Below are 19,539 nucleotides of genomic sequence, written 5' to 3' on the forward strand. Positions count from 1 at the left end.
ACCCTGTGACGGGCCACATAGCTTGGCACATCGTCGCATTCACACCGTGACGACGCCGCCTCGGCGGCTCAGGGCTTCGGCGGGCGCTCGTAATCGTCGGGCGTGGCGGTGTGCTCCTGTTCGGGCATGTCCTTGTCTTTCCACCGCGCATCGTCGTTGCGCAGGGTGTCCGGGGTATGCGCCTTCTGCTGGTCGTCCTTGCCCTCCAGCGGGTTGGAAGCTGAGGCGTTCATGCATGTTCTCCTGTTCGCGGGTGGTCGCGCTGCAAGCGTGTGCGCAGTCAAGTGAGGGCGGTGTACGCAGCGGCTGCACGGCACACACACGCATCAGTCACCGCCCCCCGACGCGCAACGCTGTATCCCGTCGGCATGGACCAGCTTTCAGAACATGCGGCGCCCGCGCTTGAAGCGGCTGCCCGCGATACCCTGTTGCGCCACCCCACGCTGCCGCTGCCCGGGCGCGGTCACACGCTCGAACGCTGGCGCGCCCTGGCCGACATTGCCGGGCAGGACCTGTGCGTGGCCAAGGTGCTTGAAGCCCACTACGACGCGCAGGCCATCCTGGCGGACCTGCATGCCCCCCCGCTGATGCCGGGCATCCTGGCGGCGGTATGGGCGGCCGAGGGGCCACAGGCCACCCTGCGCTTCGACGAGGACAGCGGTACGGTCAGTGGCAACAAACCCTGGTGTTCGGGCGCGGGCCTGGTGGACGTGGCGCTGGTCACCACGCAGAGCGAGGCCGGCGCGCGTCTGGTCTGCATCCGCAGCGATGCGCCGGGCCTGCTGCTGCAGCCACAGCGCTGGCATGCCACCGGCATGGGCGGCATCCCCAGCGGCAGCGTGCAGTTCGAGCGGGTCCCGGCCGAGCCGGTTGGACGTCCGGGCGCGTACCTGGCGAGACCGGGCTTCTGGCACGGCGGTGCCGGGATTGCCGCCTGCTGGTACGGCGCCGCCGTCGCGCTGGCCGCGCCCCTGCAGCGTTCGCCACGTGTGGAAGGCGACGCGCAGAGCGCGGCGTTGCTCGGCCAGGTCGACATGGCCCTGCAGTCCTCGGCGGCGTTGCTGCGTGAACTCGCCGCGTGGGTCGACGCCATGCCGGCACAACCGCATACGACCGATGTCATCCGTGTGCGCAGCGTGGTGGAGCGCAGTTGCGTGCAGGTGCTGGATGCGGTGGGCCGCGCGCTGGGCCCGGCGCCGATGTGCCTGGATGCCGAACACGCGCAGCGCTGGAGCGACCTCACGGTGTTCATCCGGCAGAGCCACGCCGACCGCGACTGGGCCGAGCTCGGCCGTGCGGTCCAGCACGTGGAGGCGCCGTGGACGCTGTAACCGTGCGCATCGAAGGCCGCGGTACCCAGGAAGCAGACTGGGACGACTGCGTATGGCTGGACGCGCTGCCGTCCGTCGAAGCGGACACGGTGCTGCTGGGTGCACGCCGCCTGGTAGTGGTGTCGCCGCACCCCGATGACGAGGTGCTGGGCTGTGGCGGCCTGATGCAGGCTGCCCTAGCGCAAGGCATCGCGGTACAGGTGGTGTCGGTCACCGATGGCGAAGCCTGCTATCCGGACCACCCTCGATGGACGACCGCGCGACTGCGCGATGCCCGCCGTCGAGAGCTTGTCACCGCCATGCAGGCGCTGGGCATGGACGCGTCACACGTCACCACGCTGGGCCTGCCCGATGGCGCGGTGGCGCGCCATGAAACCGATCTGGCCGCGCACCTCGCCGCCCGCCTGTTGCCGGGTGACATGGTGGTGGCGCCGTGGGTGCACGACGGGCACCCGGATCATGAGGCGGTCGGGCGTGCAGCGCGTGCGGCGGCCATCAGCTGCGGCGCGCGGACGCTGCAGTACCCGGTCTGGGCCTGGCATTGGCTCGATGCACGTGCTGCGGGCGGTCCGTGGACGTCCGCGCAGCGTATTTCGCTGTGCACCGACTCACAGGCGCGCAAGCGCCTGGCGATGACTGCGTTCGCCACCCAGACCGGCACGGTGGAGGATCTGGACCGCGAACCGGTGCTGCCCGAACACGTGCTGGCGCGCTTCCGCCGCGCCTACGAGGTGCTGATCGGATGAATACCGCTGCCTACTTCGCGCAGATCTACCGCGAACCCGATCCCTTCCAGTACCGCCAGCGCTGGTACGAGGCGCGCAAGCGTGCGCTGACCCTGGCCTGCCTGCCCCGGCAGCGCTATCGCAACGCCTGGGAACTGGGCTGCTCCAACGGCGTGCTGAGTGCCGCGCTGGCAGAGCGCTGCGATGCCTTGCTCGGTACCGATCTGAGTGCGGCGGCGCTGGCCGATGCGGCGTCGTCCACCGCTGCATTCGCCAACGTGCGCTTCGAGCAGGCCCATCACCCGCAGGATTGGCCCACGGGGCAGTTCGATCTGATCGTGGTCAGCGAAGTGGGCTATTACCTGTCCGCACCGGATCTGAGCGAAATGGCGACCCGACTGCGTACCAGCCTCGCCGACGACGGTCTGCTGCTGGCCTGCCACTGGGTGCACCCGTTCGCCGAGGCCCTCAGTTCCGCTGCCGAGGTGCACGAAGCCCTTGCCGGCGGGCTGGTGGAAGCGTTCACCTATCGCGACGCCGACCTGGTGATGCAGGGCTGGGGTGTGTCGCCGACCAGCGTTGCCGCCTGCGAGGGCCTGCGATGATCGGGGTGATCGTGCCCGCGCACAACGAGGCACGCGTGATCGACCACTGCCTGGCGTCCATCGCGGTCGCGGCGGCGCATCCAGGCCTCGATGGTGAGCCGGTGCTGGTGGTGGTTGCGCTGGACGACTGCAGCGACGCCACCGCCGCGCGATGCGCCGGGCACGGCGTGATGACCGTGACGCTGGACGCGCGCTGCGTGGGGGTTGCCCGCGCGGCGGCAGCAAGCTGCGCACTCGCGCACGGTGCACGCTGGATCGCGAGCACCGATGCCGACACCTCGGTGCCGGCGGACTGGTTGTGGCGCCAGGTCAGCTGTGGCGCCGATGCCTTCTGCGGCGTGGTCGAGGTGGTGGACTGGCTGGACTATCCCGAGGCGGTCCGGGTCGCCTTCAACCGGCATGGCGAGGTCGTGCGGGATGGCCATCGCCACATCCACGGCGCGAACATGGGGTTCAGCGCGGCTGCGTACCTCGCCGCCGGTGGCTTCCCCGCGCTGGCCACGTCCGAGGACGTGGCGCTGGTGGCGGCATTGACCGATACCCAGGCCCGCCTCGCGTGGCTCGCCCAGCCGGCGGTGGTCACCAGCGCGCGCCGTACCGCGCGCGCGCCGCTGGGTTTCAGCAGCTTCCTGCGGGCGCTCGAGCGCGAAGTCATGGAGGCCGGCGCGGGCCTGCTGCCGGCGCGGCTGGTCCCGTGATGATCGAGCAGCCGGCCGATCTGCTGGGCTGGGCCGCCACGGTCGTGCTCATCGCCACCCTGGCACGCCAGATCCATACCCAGCACAAAGCCAACTCGGTGGAGGGCGTATCCACGTGGCTGTTCGTGGGGCAGATCACCGCCTCGGTGCTGTTCATCGCCTACAGCGCGATGCTGGGGTCCACCGTGTTCGTGGTGACCAACAGCCTGATCCTGCTGACCGCCGTGGTCGGCCAGGTGCTTGCCGTGCGTCGTCGGCGCGCCCAACAGGACGGCTGACCCGGCGACCGGGCACGCGCGCGACCCGCGCGGCGGCCGCAGTGTGAATGAGTTAGTTTTGTGCGTGAGGTCTTCACGCGGGAAGGTTTGTTGTGATAGCTGCCCTACCTGAATTCATTTAAGCTCAGGCGCTCTGAAGCCCTGCGCGTGCATCACGCCGGGGCTTCTTCTCCTTTTTAATAGGAACCACCTCCATGGCGGCATTGCAGCAGCGCACCCTCGACCTCATCCGCGGCCACCAGGACACGGTGGTGACGCAGTGGGCTGAACAACTGGCGGGCCAGAGCCAGGACGGCCGGCTGTCGGCGCGTGAGCTCGACACGCAGGTGCGCGGGTTCTGGGGTCTGTTCCAGTCCGCCCTGTCCACCTCGGGCAGCGGCCTGACCGGGCCGGAGTGGCAGGAGATCCAGCACTTCCTGGAACAGCTCTCGCGCGACCGCGTGCTGAAGGGCTTCAACTCCGCCGAGACCGCCAGCTTCCTGTTCTCGCTCAAGCGCCCGTTGTTCGAGCTGTTCCAGCAGCACCTCGCCGACGATCCCAAGGTGCTGGGCGACCAGCTCTGGGCGATCTCCGAGCTGATCGACGGGCTGGGGCTGCACAGCGTCAAGGCGTACCAGAAGACCCGCGAAGACGTGATCCAGCGCCAGCAGGAAGAAATGCTGGAGCTGTCCACCCCGGTGGTGAAGCTGTGGGAAGGCGTGCTGGCGCTGCCGATGATCGGCACGCTGGATTCGCAGCGCACCCAGGTGGTGATGGAGTCGCTGCTGCAGCGGATCGTCGACACCGGGTCGGAGATCGCCATCATCGATATCACCGGCGTGCCGACCGTGGACACCCTGGTCGCGCAGCACCTGCTCAAGACCGTCACCGCCATCCGCCTGATGGGCGCCGACGCGATCATCAGCGGCGTGCGTCCGCAGATCGCGCAGACCATCGTGCACCTGGGCCTGGACCTGCAGGGCATCGTCACCAAGGCCAACCTGGCCGACGCCCTGGCACTGGCGCTCAAGCGTACCGGCCAGACGGTTACCAAGGTCGCCCGCTGAAATGGATCGCATCCCTATCCTGCAGATGGGCGACCTGTTGCTGGTGACGATCCAGGTGGACATGCATGACCAGCTTGCGCTGACCCTGCAGGACGACCTGACCGATCGCATCCAGCGTACGTCCGCAAGCGGTGTCCTGATCGACATCTCCGCGCTGGACATCGTGGACTCGTTCATTGGTCGCATGATCTCCACCATCTCGTCGCTGGCCCGGATCATGGATGCCACCACCGTGGTGGTGGGCATGCAGCCGGCGGTGGCCATCACCCTGGTGGAGCTGGGGCTGACGCTCACGGGCGTGCGTACGGCGTTGAATGTCGAGCGCGGCATGCACCTGCTGCGGCAACCCGACGAAGACGCATCATGACGGCGGTGAGTGGATCGCTGCCGATCCGCGTCGAGCAGGACGTGGTCCTGGCCCGCCAGGCCGCGCGCCAGGCCTCGGTGGCCTGCAAGATGCGGCTCATCGACCAGACCAAGCTTGTCACGGCCGCCAGTGAGCTGGCCCGCAACGCGGTGATCTATGGCGGCGGCGGCAGCATGGAATGGGACGTAGTGGACCGTGGCGTGCGCCGTGGCCTGCGTCTGGTGTTCTCGGACAACGGCCCGGGCATTCCCGATATCGCCCAGGCACTGACCGATGGCTGGACCTCGGGTAGCGGCATGGGCCTGGGCCTGTCCGGCTCACGGCGACTGGTGGACGAATTCGAACTGGAGAGTGCGCCCGGCAAGGGCACGCGGGTTGCCATCACCAAATGGATCTGAATTTCTCCGGCCGCGTCACCCGCGTCGTGGTCGTGGAGGAGGTCTCGCAGGTGGGGCAGGCACGGCGCGAGGCGCAGGCCCTGGCCGACCACATCGGCTTCGACGGGATGGACGCCGGGCGCGTAGCCCTCGCGGCCACCGAACTGGCCACCAACGTGATCAAACACGGGCACGGCGGGCGCATGTACCTGTCCGTGGTCTGCGCGCGCGGCGGCCTGGGCGTGGAGTTGTGCACGCTCGACGCCGGCCCCGGGTTCTCGCTGGCGCAGTCGCTGCCCGATGGCTACTCCACCGGCGGCACGCAGGGCCTGGGGTTGGGCGCGATCCGGCGCCAGGCAACGGTGCTGGAGGCGTGGTCGGATGCGAAGGGCAGCGTGGTGGTGGCGCGGATCTACGCCAGCCGCGCCGCGCGTGACGTGGACGTGCCCTACGGCGCGCTGCGCCTGCCCATGCGCCATGAGGAGGCCTGCGGCGACGCATGGCACCTGCATGCCGATGGCCAAGCGGTTGCGATGACGCTGATCGATGGGCTGGGTCACGGCCTGCAGGCGGCGGATGCCGCGCAGGCCGGCGTGGCCGCGGCCGCCCAGCGCGGCACCGCGTCCGCACCGGACCTGATCAATGCGCTGCACGTGGGCATGTCCGGCAGCCGCGGCGGTGCGGCGGCGGTCGCGCGCGTGGACGTGGCCAGTGGCGCGCTGGAGTTCGCCGGCATCGGCAACATCTCCGCCACCCTGTGCGAACCCACCGGCAGCCGCGGCATGGCGTCCCACCCGGGTATCGTGGGCGTCCAGTTCCGCAAGACCCAACCATTCCATTTTCACACGACGGCAGGCACGCTTCTGCTCATGCACAGTGATGGACTGCAGGCGCGTTGGAGCCTGCGCGACTACCCCGGCCTGCTCCACCGCCACCCGGCCCTGATCGTGGCGGTGCTGCAGCGCGACTTCGACCGTGGCCGCGACGATGTCGGCATCATTGCCCTGCGCCTCGGAGACCTGCATTGAACACCCTTCCCGCCGAACAGGAACGTGACCGGCTGCGCGCCGAAGCCGACGCGCTGCGCGCCGAACTGGACGAAACCAACCAGGGCGTGCTCGCCCTGTATGCCGAGCTGGACCAGCAGGCCGAACAGCTGCGCGAAGTGTCCGAGCTGAAGAGCCGGTTCCTGTCGTACATGAGCCATGAGTTCCGCACGCCGCTCGGCTCGATCCTGAGCATGACGCGGCTGCTGGAAGACGGCATGGATGGACCGCTGACCGACGAACAGCGGCGCCAGGTGCGCTTCATCAGCGGCTCGGCCAGCGAACTGCGCGAGATGGTGGACGACCTGCTCGACCTGGCCAAGATCGAGGCGGGCCGCATCACCATCTCGCCGGCATGGTTCGACCTGATGGACCTGTTCTCCGCGCTGCGTGGCATGTTCCGCCCGCTGATCGAGGGCAACCAGGTGGACCTGCTGTTCGAGGACCCGCCGCCGCTGCCGCTGCTGTACACCGACGACAAGAAGCTGGCGCAGATCCTGCGCAACTTCATTTCCAACGCAGTCAAGTTCACCCCCAATGGCCAGGTCGTCGTTTCGGCCCGCCTGGTGGAGGACCATTCGGTGCGCTTCAGCGTGCGCGATACCGGTATCGGCATCCCGCAGGACGCGCTGCCGACCCTGTTCGAAGACTTCGTGCAGGTCGATACGCCGCTGCAGAAGCGCCTGCGCGGCACCGGCCTGGGGCTGTCGCTGTGCAAGCGCTTCGCCGAGCTGCTCGGTGGGCGGGTGGGCGTGGTCAGCGAGGTGGGTCACGGTTCGGAATTCCATGTGACCCTGCCGCTCAAGCTGGCTGGGGAGACCGTCGATGCCGATGCGTGACACGATCCTGGTGGTGGATGACAACGCGGCCACGCGTTACGCCGTGCGTCGGGTGCTGGAGCACCATGGCTTCCGCGTCGAGGAAGCCGGCACCGGTGACGAAGGCCTGCTGCGCCTGGCCGAACAGGATTTCGGCGCGCTGGTGCTGGACGTCAACCTGCCCGACATGAGCGGCTTCGACGTGGTGCGCCGGCTGCGCTCGGACCCGCGCATGCAGCTGTTGCCGGTGGTGCATGTGTCGGCCGCCTCCATCGCCACCGGGGACCTGATCACGGGTCTCAACGCCGGTGCCGACGCCTACCTGATCCACCCGGTGGACCCGGACGTGCTGCTGGCCACGCTGCGCAGCCTGTTGCGCGCGCGCCGTGCCGAAGAGGCGCTGCGTGAAGCCGAAGCGCGCTTCGGTGAGATATTCCGCCAGATCAATGCGCCGATCGGCGTGCTGGATGCGCAGCTGCAGGTGCACGAGGCCAACGATGCCTTCAAGCGCCTGCTCGGCGACGACCTGGGGCCGGGCCAGATCGAGTCGCTGCTGGACCACCAGTTCGGCCTGATGAGTGCACTGAAGGTGGCGCTGTCCGAAGGCGAGCGCTGGCAGGGCACGTTCACGCTGCCGGTGCTGGGCAGCCGGCGGATGACCGAATGGCGGGTGACGCCGTACAGCGCGCCCGGGCTCGGCCTGGTCCTGGTCGAGGACATCACCGAGCGGCATGTGCGCGAGCTGGAACAGCGCCAGGAGCTGGAAAGCGCCAACAGCGAGCTGGCCTTCCAGATCGCCGAGCGCGAACGCACCGAGATGGAGCTGATGCAGGCCCAGAAGATGGACTCGCTGGGCCAGCTGACCGGCGGCATCGCCCACGACTTCAACAACCTGCTGACCACCATCATCTCCGGCCTGGACATGATTGAAATGGCCGCCACCAGCGGCAAGTGGGACAAGGCCAGCCGCTATGTGGACATCGCCACCGCGTCGGCACACCGCGCGGCGGCGCTGACCCAGCGCATGCTGGCCTTCGCGCGCAAGCAGCCGCTGGACCCGCAGACGTTCGACGTGGTCGCCCGCGTGCGCTCGCTGGAAGACATGCTGCTGCGCTCGATCGGCGAGAACATCGAGCTGGAGCTGGAGCTGGGAACCGAACCGCTGGTTGCGGTGGCCGACCCCAACCAGTTCGAGAATGTGATGCTCAACCTGGTCATCAACGCGCGCGACGCGCTGGCCGGGCAGGGGCTGATCCGGGTCCGCGCCGGTCGTGCGCACATCGAGCGCGACCATGAGCTGTCGCCCGGTGACTACATCAGCGTCAAGGTGATCGACAACGGCAGCGGTATTCCGCTGGAGCTGCTGACCAAGGTATTCGAGCCGTTCTTCACCACCAAGCCGCAGGGCGAGGGCACCGGCCTGGGTTTGTCGATGACCTACGGGTTCGCGCGCCAGTCCGGGGGCAGTGCCCGCATCGCCAGCGAGCCGGGCGAGGGCACCGAGATCGAGCTGCTGCTGCCGGAAGGCCGGCTGCTGGCCGTTGAAGAGACGGCCGCGCCGGTGCAGATCCAGCGCGGGCATGCCGAGCGGATCCTGCTGGTGGACGACACCGATTCGGTGCGCACGATGGTCCGCGAAATGCTGATCGAGGCCGGTTACCTGGTGGTGGAAGCCACCAACGCGCAGCAGGCCCTGTTGGAGCTGCATTCCGACCGCGAGATCCAGCTGCTGCTCTCCGATGTGGGCCTGCCGGGCATGAACGGCCGCGACCTGGCCGACGCCGCCCGTGTGCTGCGCCCGACTCTGCCGGTGCTGTTCATCACCGGCTATACGGAGAGCGCGGTGGTGCGCAACGAGTTCCTGGGCGAAGGCATGTCGTTGCTGCCCAAGCCGTTCAGCGTCAACGAGCTGCTGCGCAGCGTCCGCGCCATGTTCGGCAGCGCGTGATGCCGGGGGCGGCCGTCCCCGGCCGCCCATATCCCAGCCTGCGGCGGTGGGGTATCCTGCGCGCCGCTGATCGTCGGCGCACCGAGTTCTGCCCATGCCCGTTTCGTACCCGCTGCGCCAGCAATGGCTCGGCAACCTCCGCGGTGACCTGCTGTCCGGCACCGTCGTTGCGCTGGCGCTCATTCCCGAGGCCATCGCCTTCTCCATCATCGCCGGCGTCGACCCCAAGGTCGGCCTGTATGCCTCGTTCTGCATCGCGGTAGTCACCGCGATCGCCGGTGGGCGACCGGGCATGATCTCGGCCGCCACCGGTGCCATGGCGCTGGTGATGGTCGACCTGGTCAAGGACCACGGCCTGCAGTACCTGTTGGCGGCGACCCTCCTCGCCGGGTTGCTGCAGATACTGGCCGGCGCGCTGAAACTCGGGGCACTGATGCGTTTCGTATCGCGCTCGGTCATCACCGGCTTCGTCAACGCCCTTGCCATCCTGATCTTCCTGGCGCAGATGCCCGAGCTGATCGGACGCGCCTGGCAGGTGTGGGCGGTATGCGCCGCGGGCCTGGCCATCATCTATCTGCTGCCGCGGCTGACCCGGGCGGTGCCGTCGCCGCTGGTGGCCATCGTGGTGCTCACCGCGCTGTCGATCGGGCTGCACTGGGACGTGCGCACCGTGGGCGACATGGGCGCGCTGCCCGACAGCCTGCCGGTGTTCCTGTTCCCGGACGTGCCGCTGACCTGGGATACGCTGAAACTGCTCTTGCCGGTGTCTGCGACGCTGGCGGTGGTGGGCCTGCTCGAGTCGATGATGACCGCGCAGATCGTCGAGGACATGACCGATACCCCGAGCCAGCGCAACCGCGAATGCGCCGGCCAGGGCCTGGCCAACATCACCGCCGGACTCTTCGGCGGGATGGGCGGCTGCGCGATGATCGGGCAGTCGGTGATCAACGTTTCCTCGGGTGGGCGCGGGCGGCTGTCGTGCCTGTGGGCAGGCGTGTTGCTGTTGCTGCTGGTGGTGTACGGCGCCGAGTGGGTCCGCCAGATCCCGATGGCGGCGCTGGTCGCGGTGATGATCATGGTCAGCATCGGCACCTTCCACTGGCGCTCCTTCGCCGAGTTCCGCCTGCATCCGACGAGTTCATCGGTGGTGATGGTGGCGACGGTGGTGGTGACGGTGGCCACCCACGACCTGGCCAAGGGCGTGCTCACCGGCGTGCTGCTGTCGGCGCTGTTCTTCGCGCGCAAGGTCGGCCGGCTGCTGGTCGTGGACGACCACGACGACGCTGACGGCGTGCGCACCTACACGGTCACCGGCCAGGTGTTCTTCGCTTCGGCCGGGCAGTTCGCCGAGAGCATCGATTTCCAGCACGTGCCTCCGCGGGTGGTCATCGACCTCAGCCATGCCCACTTCTGGGACCTGAGCGCGGTGGGCGCGTTGGACCGGGTGCTGCTCAAGTTGCGCGCGCACGGTGCGCAGGTGGACGTGGTCGGGTTGAACGCGGCCAGCCAGACCCTGGTGGAGCGGCTCGGGCGACGCCCGCAGGCCGGCGGAAGCGCGTCCGGCAGCGCTCACTGAACTGAACCCGGTCAGGATTCGACCCTCAACATCGGCAGCCCAGGGCCGCTACCAGCTCACTGCCCCGGATCACGCGTGAGTTGCACCGCGCCGACCGGGCCGCAATGGACTGCGTGACGTCGTAGCGGCGCCCAAGGGCGTGCGCTGTTCTGTACTCCTGCCTGGAACACCCCATGTCCGTGTCCCGCTCGTCCGTGTCCAAGCGCCCCGGCAGCATCGCCCATCGGCTGATGCTGGGAACGGCGCTGATCGCCATGCTCTGCTTCGGCGTGACCGCCGCCCTCAGCTACCACGAGGCCAGCCAGGCGCTGCTGGAGTCCTCGCGGCGGACCATGGAAAGCCAGGCCGAGGCGGAGTCGCGCCGGGTCGGTGCCGACCTCGCCGCCGCGTTTTCCACGAGCCAGGCGCTGGCCGACAGCCTGGTGGTGCAGCACCGGGTGGGCACACTGACCCGCGTCACCGCCGCGCAGGTCCTGCAGCAGCAGCTGCAGTCGCACCCGGAGTGGGTGGGGTTGGGCACGCTGTGGGAACCGGAGGCGTTCGATGGCAGGGATGCCGCGTTCGTCAACGCCGAAGCCCACGACGCCACCGGCCGTTTCATGAGCTACTGGGCCTGGCAGGACGGTGCGCCGGTGCAGGACGTATTGAAGGGCTACGACGTGCCCGGCGATGGCGACTGGTACCTGCGGCCGCGTGCGCTGAAGCGCCCCACCGTGAGTGAGCCATACAAGTACGAGATCGGCGGCAGGCAGGTATTGATGACCACGCTGTCCACCCCGGTGCTCGACAACGACGCGTTCCTGGGCGCGGTGACCGTGGACGTCGGCCTGGCGGCATTGCAGGAGCGACTGGCCGCACTGCGTCCGATGGGCGAAGGCCATGTGGAGCTGATCTCGCCCGGTGGCATCGTGCTCGCTGCACAGGACGCCAGCCAGATCGGGACGCGCCGCGATGACGCCACGACCGCGCAGGTCCTGTCGGCAGTCGCCGCTGACCAGCGCTTCGAGGCGCTCACGCCCGACGCCGCCGGCAACGTGAAGGCCTACGTGCCGCTGCGCATCGGCGCCAGCCAGGAACGCTTCGCCCTGGGCGTGATCGTGCCGTACGCGCTGATCACCGCGCAGGCGCGCGCGCTGTTGTGGATCATCCTGGCGGTGGGCCTGGGCGCGGCGCTGGTGCTGAGCGTGAGCGTGTACGTGCTGCTGCGCCGGCAGGCGATCCGCCCGCTGGCCGATGCGGTACGCCTGTCGGCCGACGTGGCCGAAGGCCGCCTGGATACGCCGTTGCCGCCACCGCGCAATGATGAGGTCGGGCGGCTGCTCGAGTCGATGCAGCGCATGCGGGGCCAGCTGCGCGCGGTGATGGCCGCGCAGAGCGAGATGGCCCAGCGCCATGACGCCGGTGAGCTCGGCTACCGCATGGACGCCCAGGCGTTCCCGGGCGAATACGGGCGCATGGTGGACGACACCAACCAGCTGGTCGGCGCCAACATCGCCGTGACCCGGCGCCTGGTCGAGGTGATGCAGCGCTACGCCGTCGGCGACCTGTCGCAGGACATGGACCGGCTGCCGGGCGAGCAGGCGGCGTTCACCGACGCGATGGACACCACCAAGACCAACCTGCGCGCGATCAACACCCAGATCCGCGACCTGGCCGGCGCGGCCGCGCTGGGCGACTTCACCCAGCGCGGTGATGTGGTGCGGTTCGACCATGATTTCCGCGGCATGGTGGAAAACCTCAACACCATGATGCAGGTCAGCGACGACAATCTGCAGCAGATCTCCGCACTGCTGCGCGCCATCGCCGCCGGCGATCTCACCGCGCGCATGCAGGGGGAATTCCATGGCGTGTTCGCACGCATGCGCGACGATGCCGATACCACCGTGACGCAGCTGACCGACATCGTCGGCCGCATCCAGCAGGCCACCGCCAGCATCAACCTGGCCGCCGGCGAGATCGCCTCGGGCAACAGTGACCTGTCGCGTCGCACCGAACAGCAGGCGGCCAGTCTGGAAGAGACGGCCGCATCGATGGAGGAGCTGACCTCCACGGTCCGCCAGAACGCCGATCACGCGGTGCAGGCCAACCAGTTGGCTGCCGGTGCGGCCGAGGTCGCCGAGCAGGGCGGGCACGTGGTGGGGCAGGTGGTCAGCACCATGGCCGGCATCGAGTCATCGTCCAAGCGCATCGCCGAGATCATTTCGGTGATCGATGGCATCGCCTTCCAGACCAACATCCTGGCGCTCAACGCAGCCGTGGAAGCGGCGCGTGCAGGCGAACAGGGACGCGGTTTTGCGGTGGTGGCCACGGAAGTACGCGCGCTGGCACAGCGCTCGGCCGGTGCCGCCAAGGAGATCAAGCACCTGATCGACGACTCGGTCGCGCACGTCAGCGAGGGCTCGGCGCTGGTGCAGACGGCCGGCCGCACCATGCAGGAGATCGTGACCGGCGTGCGCCGGGTCAACGACATCATGGCCGAAATTTCCGCCGCGTCGAAGGAACAGTCCGCCGGTATCGAGCAGGTCAACCAGACCATCACCCAGATGGACGAGACCACCCAGCAGAACGCGGCGCTGGTGGAAGAAGCCACCGCTGCCGCCCGTGCGATGGAAGAGCAGGCCCAGCACCTGGGCACCGCGGTGGCGATCTTCCGCACCGACGCGTCGGTGGCGATCGGTCCGCGCTCTGCGCCCCGCCGCGGGACGCCGGTGTCGCGCGCGGTGGCGGCACCGGCCGAGGCATGGGAGACGTTCTGACCCGCCGCGGCGCCAGAACGCAAAAGCCCGGTCGCATGACCGGGCTTTTGGGGGGCATTTACAAGGAATGGCTTACCAGCGCATGCCCTGGAAGGGGTTCCAGCTGGTGTCACCCTTTACCTTTTCCAGGTAGTAGTTGTAGTTGGTGGTGAGTGCGATGAGCAGTGACCAGGCGACGGCCATGCCGCGACCGATCACGTCGGGCAGGAAGGCCAGCACCACGGCGAGCACCACGGTCAGGCCGACGATGGTCAACGCCTTGCGCCACATGCCCAGGACGAACAGGTAGATGCAGCCGAAGAACAGGGCGAAGAAGTTGAAGTTGACCTTGATCTTCTGGCCGAACGGCAGCGCTTTGTAGGCGGCCTTGAAGGCGGGGGAGCTGGGGGCGCCGTGCGTGGCGAAGAAGTTGAAGCGGAACTGCCACTTGGGGCTGTAGGACGAAGCGATGTTGGAATCCATATCCGATTACTGAGGTTGAAAACGTTTACATGATAGTTGCTGCCTGGTACTTCGCGCCAGTTTCCTGACGCTGCAACGCACCTCCGCGAGGGCGCGAAGGTGGCGTCACACATTCGTCCCCAAATTGATATAGGGTTCGCATTCCGCGCGGCAGGGAGCCCCGCGGCGTATTCGGAATGCCAAGAGAAAACAGACCATGTCGAGTGTAGTGATGTCCCCTGAGCGTCCTCAGGCCGGCCCGCGGATCGCGCCGTGCCCGATCGCCACCCAGGCGCAGCATCTGCTGGCACAGCTGCAGTATTCCCACGTGGGTTCGCGCGCACTGGCGCGGCCCCCGGTCGAGACCGACGTCGCCGTCGAGGCGACGCCTGCCTGACCCGCCGGCGTGGCGCTGACCTGCGCTGCGCTGCGCCTTGCCAGGTGGCCTGCCGAGGACCCTTGCCCGACCGATACGGGCGGGCGGGTTTGCGCAGTACAGCCTGCGGCCATATCCAAACGAGGGCGCCCGCCGATCTGCGCTGCCAGACCGGGGGCGGCTACCCCGCATCTCCACGCTGAATGGGCAGAACCTTGTGCCGCAAGGCCTGCGGCTATTTGTCGCATTGGGCAGGGTGGGGACCTCGGCCGGATTTGCTGAATGGGGGGGAATCCGCGAAAGCCCCTTTCGCACCCGGCTTACATTTGCCCCCCTATGCTGGGCCGCATTTTTCGTCCCAAGCGGTTGGAGAGTTCGTGGGTTCCGGTAGTCACAGACATCAGCGGGGCACCGGCCATGGCCACGCCCACGCAGGACACAGCAGCGCCAGGGTGCGCGCCGGGATCGGGATGACCCATCAGGTGCCGGGCAACGCCGGCTGGACACGCGCTGCACAGGGTAGCCAGGCATGAGTGTGCAGACAGTCAACGCCACGCTCGATGCGGGGCGCTCGGTGCTGCCCCCCGAAACCCCGCTGGGCATGCCGGAGCAGACCTTCCGCGACGGGCGGCTGCAGGTGCGTCGCCAGCGTACCGCGCCGCGCATGATCGCCTTGCGCCGCTTCTATATCTTCGGCGGCACCGCCGCGATGACCGTGGCCGCCACCGCGATGATGTGGAAGGTGCTGGCCACCAATGGCATCACCGTGCTGGAAGGCTGCCTGCTGGTGCTGTTCGTGGCGCTGTTCGCCTGGATCGCCCTGTCTTTTGCCGGTGCCGTGGCCGGGTTCCTGACGGCGGTGTTTGATCGCGGCTACAAGCTGGGCATCGATCCGGACCAGCCGCTGCCGCAGGTGCATACCCGCACCGCGCTGTTGATGCCCACCTACAACGAAGACCCGCGCCGGCTGTTGGCGGGATTGCAGGCGATCTACGAATCGGTCGCCAGCACGGGACAGCTGGAACAGTTCGACTTCTTCGTGCTGAGCGATACCCGGCGCGACGACATCGGCGCGGCCGAAGAGCAGGCCTTCGCCGAGCTGTGCGATGCGGTCGGCGGGCATGAGCGCCTGTTCTACCGGCGCCGAGGCGACAACAGCGGGCGCAAGGCCGGCAACATCGCCGACTGGGTGCGCCGGTTCGGCGCCGGTTACCCGCAGATGCTGATCCTCGACGCCGACAGCCTGATGACCGGCGACACCATCGTGCGCCTGGTGGCCGGCATGGAACACAACCCGGATGTCGGGCTGATCCAGACGCTGCCGGCGGTCATCGGCGGGCGCACCCTGTTCGCCCGCATGCAGCAGTTCGGCGGGCGCGTGTACGGCCCGGTGATCGGTCGCGGCGTGGCCTGGTGGCATGGCGCGGAAAGCAACTACTGGGGCCACAACGCGGTCATCCGCACCGAGGCCTTCGCCGACAACGCCGGCCTGCCTCCGCTGCCCGGCCGGCAGCCATTCGGCGGCCATGTGCTCAGCCACGACTTCGTGGAGGCGGCGCTGATGCGCCGCGGCGGCTGGGCCACGCATATGGTGCCGTATCTGCGGGGCAGCTATGAGGAGGGTCCGCCGACCCTGACCGACATGCTGGTGCGCGACCGCCGGTGGTGCCAGGGCAACCTGCAGCACGCCAAGGTGGTCGGCTCCAAGGGCCTGCACTGGGTCAGCCGCATGCACATGATGATCGGCATCGGCCACTACTTCACCGCGCCGATGTGGGCGATGCTGATGCTGATCGGCATCGCGATCCCGCTGTTCCAGGGCGGTATCGACTTCAGCGAAATGCTGCACCTTTCGCCGGGCGTGTACTGGCGCCAGCAGGATGAAACCCAGGTGATCCGCATGTTCGCGATCACCATGGCCGTGCTGCTGCTGCCCAAGGTGCTGGGCTACATCGCCATGCTGATGGACCCGGTGGAGCGGCGCGGCTGCGGCGGCGGGATCCGCGCGTTCGTGTCGATGCTGCTCGAAACCGTGCTGGCGGCGCTGATGGCACCGGTGGTGATGTACGTGCAGTCGCGCGGTGTCGCCGAGGTGCTGGCCGGCAAGGACTCGGGCTGGGATGCGCAGCAGCGCGACGACGGCGGCATTTCCTGGCCGGCCCTGATCCGCGGCTATGGCGGGCTGAGTGTGTTCGGGCTGTTCATGGGTGTGCTGGCCTACGCGGTGTCGCCGGCCCTGGCGGCGTGGATGGCACCAGTAGTGATCGGCATGGTGCTGGCCATTCCCGTGGTCGCGCTTACGTCCGGGCGCCGTGCCGGTGACGTGCTGCATCGCCTGGGCCTGATGGACATTCCCGAGGAGCTGGCCCCGCCGACGATCCTGGTGCGGGCGGCGCAGCTGCGCCGCGCCGCTGCCGAACGCGCCGGGCACTGAGCCGCACCGCCGCACACCCCGATGACTGCCACGGGCCATCTGCCCGCATAATGCCTCCAGAAAGCACTGGAGCTGCACGATGTCGCACCTGTTGGAAACCGTCGTCAACGAAACCGCCCCCGCGCCGCAATGGTCCGTGATCTGGCTGCATGGCCTGGGCGCGGACGGCAACGACTTCGCACCGATCGTGCCCGAGCTGCTGCGCCCGCACTGGCCGTCGATCCGCTTCGTGTTCCCGCACGCGCCCGTGCAGCCGATCACCATCAACAACGGCGTGCGCATGCGTGCGTGGTACGACATCATCAGCATGGATTTCCGCTCGCGTGCCGATGCCGCCGGCGTGGACGCATCCGTGCAGGCGCTGGACGCGCTGGTCGAGCAGGAGATCGCGCGCGGCATTCCCGCCGAGCGCATCCTGCTGGCCGGCTTCTCGCAGGGCGGCGCCATCATCCTCAGTGCGGCGCTGCGCTGGACGCGGCCGGTTGCCGGCCTGATCGCGCTGTCCACCTATCTTCCGGACCCGGAGGCGGCCGCCGCCAACCGCGTTGCCGATGGCATCCGCCCGCCGGTGTTCATGGCGCATGGCGCGCAGGACCCGGTGATTCCGCAGCCCATCGCCGCCCACACCGCCCAGGCGTTGAGTGCGCTCGGCTTCCCGCTGGAGTGGCATTCCTATCCCATGGCGCACCAGGTCTGCGCCGACGAGCTGCAGGCGTTGGGCGACTGGCTGGACGCGCGTTTCACGACGGCCTGAGCCATGAACGATCCGCGCCAGCAGCCCTGGTTGCCCGAGTTGTGCCGCCTGCCGCGGCTGGGTGCGATGCTCGGCCTGGCCGAACTGGTGGTCGTGGTGGTGGCGTTGGCACCGGACGGCAGCCGCCACTGGGGCCTGTCCGATTTCCTGTCCGCCAGCGGGCTGGCGCTGTGGCTCGCGCTGGCGGTGACGGTCTGCCTGTGTGCGGCGCGCACCCCGTTGTCGCGGTTGCCTGAAGGGCCGGGCACGGTGGTCGCTGTCGGCATGACCGCGTTGATCGCCGCGCTGTGCACCGGCATCGTGCATGCGCTGTATGCGGTGCTCGACGTACAGGGTTTCGCGGGGGTGGTGGGCTTCTGGCGGTTCACCCTCGGCTGCGCCACGGTCACCGCGTTGATCGTGGCGTTGGCCCTGCGCTATTTCTACGTGAGCGACCGCTGGACCGCGCAGACCGTCGCCAACGCCCGCGCGCAGGCCGATGCGCTGCAGGCGCGGATCCGCCCGCACTTCCTGTTCAACAGCATGAACCTCATTGCCAGCCTGGTCCGCCGCGATCCGGTGGTGGCCGAACGTGCGGTACTGGATCTGTCCGACCTGTTCCGCGCCGCACTGGGGGCAGGCGACGGCGACGCCACGCTGCAGGCCGAGTGCGAGCTGGCCGAAGCCTATCTGTCGATCGAATCCCTGCGCCTGGGCGAGCGCCTGCAGGTGCAGTGGCAGCGCGAAGAGCCGTTGCCGTGGACGCTGGCGATGCCGCGCCTGGTGCTGCAGCCGCTGGTGGAAAATGCCGTGCTGCATGGCATTTCGCGCCTGCCCGACGGCGGCACCATCGTCATTGCGCTCTCCTGCGCAGGCGGCCAGCTGCACATCCGCGTCCAGAACCCGGCGCCGGACCCACACGCCCGCGCGCTGCCGCTCATGCAGGGTGCGGGCCATGCCCAGCGCAGTATCGCCCACCGCCTGGCATGGCGGTTCGGGCCCGCGGCGCGGATGACGGGGGCATGGGCCGACGGCTACTATGCCTGTGACATCTTCGTGCCCGTCCAGTGAGGAAGCCTGCTTGAAAGTGGTGATCGCCGACGACGAGCCCCTCGCACGCGAGCGCCTGCGCAGCCTGCTGGCCGAGCAGCCCGGCGTCGAGGTGGTGGCGGAGGCCGAGAACGGCGAACAGGCCCTGCATGCATGCGCCGAACTGCAGCCGGACCTGGTCCTGCTGGACATCGCCATGCCCGGGCTGGATGGGCTGGAGGCGGCGCGTCACCTGGCCACCTTCGATCCGCGCCCGGCGGTGGTGTTCTGCACCGCCTACGACGCGCATGCGCTCTCCGCGTTCGAGGCGGCCGCGATCGATTACCTGATGAAGCCGGTGCGTTCCGAGCGCCTGGCGGCCGCGCTGGAACGTGCGCGCACGTTCCTGGCCGGGCGCAATGGCCAACCCAGCACGCCCAGCGCGCAGGCCCGCACCCTGCTGTGTGCACGCCTGCGTGGCAGCCTGCGGCTGATCCCGATCGACGACATCCACTACATGCAGGCCGAGGAAAAGTACGTGGTGGTGCATCACGCGCGCGGCGAGGACCTCATCGAGGAATCGCTGAAGTCGCTGGAAGAGGAGTTCACCAGCCGCTTCGTGCGGATCCACCGCAACTGCCTGGTGGCGCGTCACGAACTGGTGGAGCTGCGACGCAATGGCGCAGGCCAGGTCCAGGCCGTGCTGCGGCATGGCAAGACGCCGCTGGAAGTGAGCCGCCGCTGCGTGGCGAGCCTGAAACAGGATTTGAAACACCTGTAACGCGGTCACGACCCACGGTCGTGACCTGCCGGCGGACCCGGAGGGTCAGGCGGCAGGTGGTGCCCCCGGTAGGCATCGACCGTTGGTCGATACGCTTCCTGCCGGCGATAATGGGCGCATGGACACCTGCGCATCGCCACCCGAAAGAGCCCGCTTGCCCTCTGGCAGAGCGAA

20 protein-coding genes are annotated in these 19,539 nt (G+C 68.6%); 18 read left to right on the forward strand and 2 right to left on the reverse strand.

The window, feature by feature from the left end; genetic code table 11:
- Window positions 1-68: 68 nt before the first annotated feature.
- Window positions 69-233 carry a hypothetical protein gene (locus RT456_RS15965; RefSeq protein ID WP_313348021.1) on the reverse strand — a complete coding sequence of 55 codons (165 nt, stop codon included), beginning with the start codon at window positions 231-233 and terminating at the stop codon, window positions 69-71.
- 135 nt (window positions 234-368) lie between these two features.
- Here RT456_RS15965 and RT456_RS15970 point away from each other — a divergent pair, with 135 nt between their 5' ends.
- From RT456_RS15970 to RT456_RS16030, 13 genes are all read left to right on the forward strand, one after another.
- Window positions 369-1,331, forward strand: a complete 963-nt coding sequence (locus RT456_RS15970; protein WP_313348022.1) for an acyl-CoA dehydrogenase family protein — start codon at window positions 369-371, stop codon at window positions 1,329-1,331.
- Window positions 1,319-2,077, forward strand: a complete 759-nt coding sequence (locus RT456_RS15975) for a PIG-L family deacetylase (protein WP_313348023.1) — start codon at window positions 1,319-1,321, stop codon at window positions 2,075-2,077. The genes RT456_RS15970 and RT456_RS15975 overlap by 13 nt, the downstream gene beginning before the upstream one ends.
- Window positions 2,074-2,661 carry a class I SAM-dependent methyltransferase gene (locus tag RT456_RS15980; RefSeq protein WP_313348024.1) on the forward strand — a complete coding sequence of 196 codons (588 nt, stop codon included), beginning with the start codon at window positions 2,074-2,076 and terminating at the stop codon, window positions 2,659-2,661. The genes RT456_RS15975 and RT456_RS15980 overlap by 4 nt, the downstream gene beginning before the upstream one ends.
- Window positions 2,658-3,359: a glycosyltransferase gene (locus RT456_RS15985; RefSeq protein WP_313348025.1), complete on the forward strand. Its 702-nt coding sequence runs from the start codon at window positions 2,658-2,660 to the stop codon at window positions 3,357-3,359. The genes RT456_RS15980 and RT456_RS15985 overlap by 4 nt, the downstream gene beginning before the upstream one ends.
- Window positions 3,359-3,637, forward strand: a complete 279-nt coding sequence (locus RT456_RS15990) for a PQ-loop repeat-containing protein (protein ID WP_313348026.1) — start codon at window positions 3,359-3,361, stop codon at window positions 3,635-3,637. Before RT456_RS15985 ends, RT456_RS15990 begins: the two co-directional genes overlap by 1 nt.
- A gap of 194 nt (window positions 3,638-3,831) precedes the next feature.
- A complete protein-coding gene (locus RT456_RS15995; RefSeq protein ID WP_313348027.1) occupies window positions 3,832-4,683 on the forward strand; it encodes an STAS domain-containing protein in 852 nt (283 codons plus the stop codon).
- Between the two features lies 1 nt (window position 4,684).
- On the forward strand, window positions 4,685-5,050 hold the full coding sequence (locus tag RT456_RS16000; RefSeq protein WP_313348028.1) for an STAS domain-containing protein: 366 nt from the start codon (window positions 4,685-4,687) through the stop codon (window positions 5,048-5,050).
- Window positions 5,047-5,448 carry an anti-sigma regulatory factor gene (locus RT456_RS16005; RefSeq protein WP_313348029.1) on the forward strand — a complete coding sequence of 134 codons (402 nt, stop codon included), beginning with the start codon at window positions 5,047-5,049 and terminating at the stop codon, window positions 5,446-5,448. Before RT456_RS16000 ends, RT456_RS16005 begins: the two co-directional genes overlap by 4 nt.
- Window positions 5,439-6,455, forward strand: a complete 1,017-nt coding sequence (locus tag RT456_RS16010; protein WP_313348030.1) for an ATP-binding protein — start codon at window positions 5,439-5,441, stop codon at window positions 6,453-6,455. Before RT456_RS16005 ends, RT456_RS16010 begins: the two co-directional genes overlap by 10 nt.
- Window positions 6,452-7,312: an ATP-binding protein gene (locus tag RT456_RS16015; RefSeq protein WP_313348031.1), complete on the forward strand. Its 861-nt coding sequence runs from the start codon at window positions 6,452-6,454 to the stop codon at window positions 7,310-7,312. Before RT456_RS16010 ends, RT456_RS16015 begins: the two co-directional genes overlap by 4 nt.
- Window positions 7,299-9,239: a response regulator gene (locus tag RT456_RS16020; protein WP_313348032.1), complete on the forward strand. Its 1,941-nt coding sequence runs from the start codon at window positions 7,299-7,301 to the stop codon at window positions 9,237-9,239. The genes RT456_RS16015 and RT456_RS16020 overlap by 14 nt, the downstream gene beginning before the upstream one ends.
- Window positions 9,240-9,333: 94 nt before the next feature.
- On the forward strand, window positions 9,334-10,815 hold the full coding sequence (locus RT456_RS16025; protein WP_313348033.1) for a SulP family inorganic anion transporter: 1,482 nt from the start codon (window positions 9,334-9,336) through the stop codon (window positions 10,813-10,815).
- A 173-nt stretch (window positions 10,816-10,988) separates the two neighbouring features.
- Window positions 10,989-13,571, forward strand: coding sequence for a methyl-accepting chemotaxis protein (locus RT456_RS16030; protein WP_313348034.1), 2,583 nt, complete (start codon window positions 10,989-10,991; stop codon window positions 13,569-13,571).
- Window positions 13,572-13,643: 72 nt separating this feature from the next.
- Here the strand turns inward: RT456_RS16030 and RT456_RS16035 are convergent, their stop codons facing one another.
- Window positions 13,644-14,033, reverse strand: coding sequence for a DUF2628 domain-containing protein (locus RT456_RS16035; RefSeq protein ID WP_313348035.1), 390 nt, complete (start codon window positions 14,031-14,033; stop codon window positions 13,644-13,646).
- Window positions 14,034-14,244: 211 nt separating this feature from the next.
- Here RT456_RS16035 and RT456_RS16040 point away from each other — a divergent pair, with 211 nt between their 5' ends.
- From RT456_RS16040 to RT456_RS16060, 5 genes are all read left to right on the forward strand, one after another.
- Window positions 14,245-14,409: a hypothetical protein gene (locus tag RT456_RS16040; protein ID WP_313348036.1), complete on the forward strand. Its 165-nt coding sequence runs from the start codon at window positions 14,245-14,247 to the stop codon at window positions 14,407-14,409.
- Between the two features lie 508 nt (window positions 14,410-14,917).
- Window positions 14,918-16,822 carry a glucans biosynthesis glucosyltransferase MdoH gene (gene mdoH / locus RT456_RS16045; RefSeq protein WP_313348037.1) on the forward strand — a complete coding sequence of 635 codons (1,905 nt, stop codon included), beginning with the start codon at window positions 14,918-14,920 and terminating at the stop codon, window positions 16,820-16,822.
- Between the two features lie 88 nt (window positions 16,823-16,910).
- Window positions 16,911-17,576, forward strand: coding sequence for an alpha/beta hydrolase (locus RT456_RS16050; protein WP_313348043.1), 666 nt, complete (start codon window positions 16,911-16,913; stop codon window positions 17,574-17,576).
- A 3-nt stretch (window positions 17,577-17,579) separates the two neighbouring features.
- Window positions 17,580-18,626: a histidine kinase gene (locus RT456_RS16055; protein ID WP_313348038.1), complete on the forward strand. Its 1,047-nt coding sequence runs from the start codon at window positions 17,580-17,582 to the stop codon at window positions 18,624-18,626.
- The gene (locus RT456_RS16060) at window positions 18,595-19,365 is read left to right on the forward strand and encodes a LytTR family DNA-binding domain-containing protein (RefSeq protein WP_313348039.1); all 771 of its coding nucleotides are present in this window, start codon (window positions 18,595-18,597) and stop codon (window positions 19,363-19,365) included. The genes RT456_RS16055 and RT456_RS16060 overlap by 32 nt, the downstream gene beginning before the upstream one ends.
- Window positions 19,366-19,539 lie beyond the last annotated feature (174 nt).

The sequence above is a fragment of the Stenotrophomonas sp. genome (genome assembly GCF_032099025.1).
Classification (GTDB): domain Bacteria; phylum Pseudomonadota; class Gammaproteobacteria; order Xanthomonadales; family Xanthomonadaceae; genus Stenotrophomonas.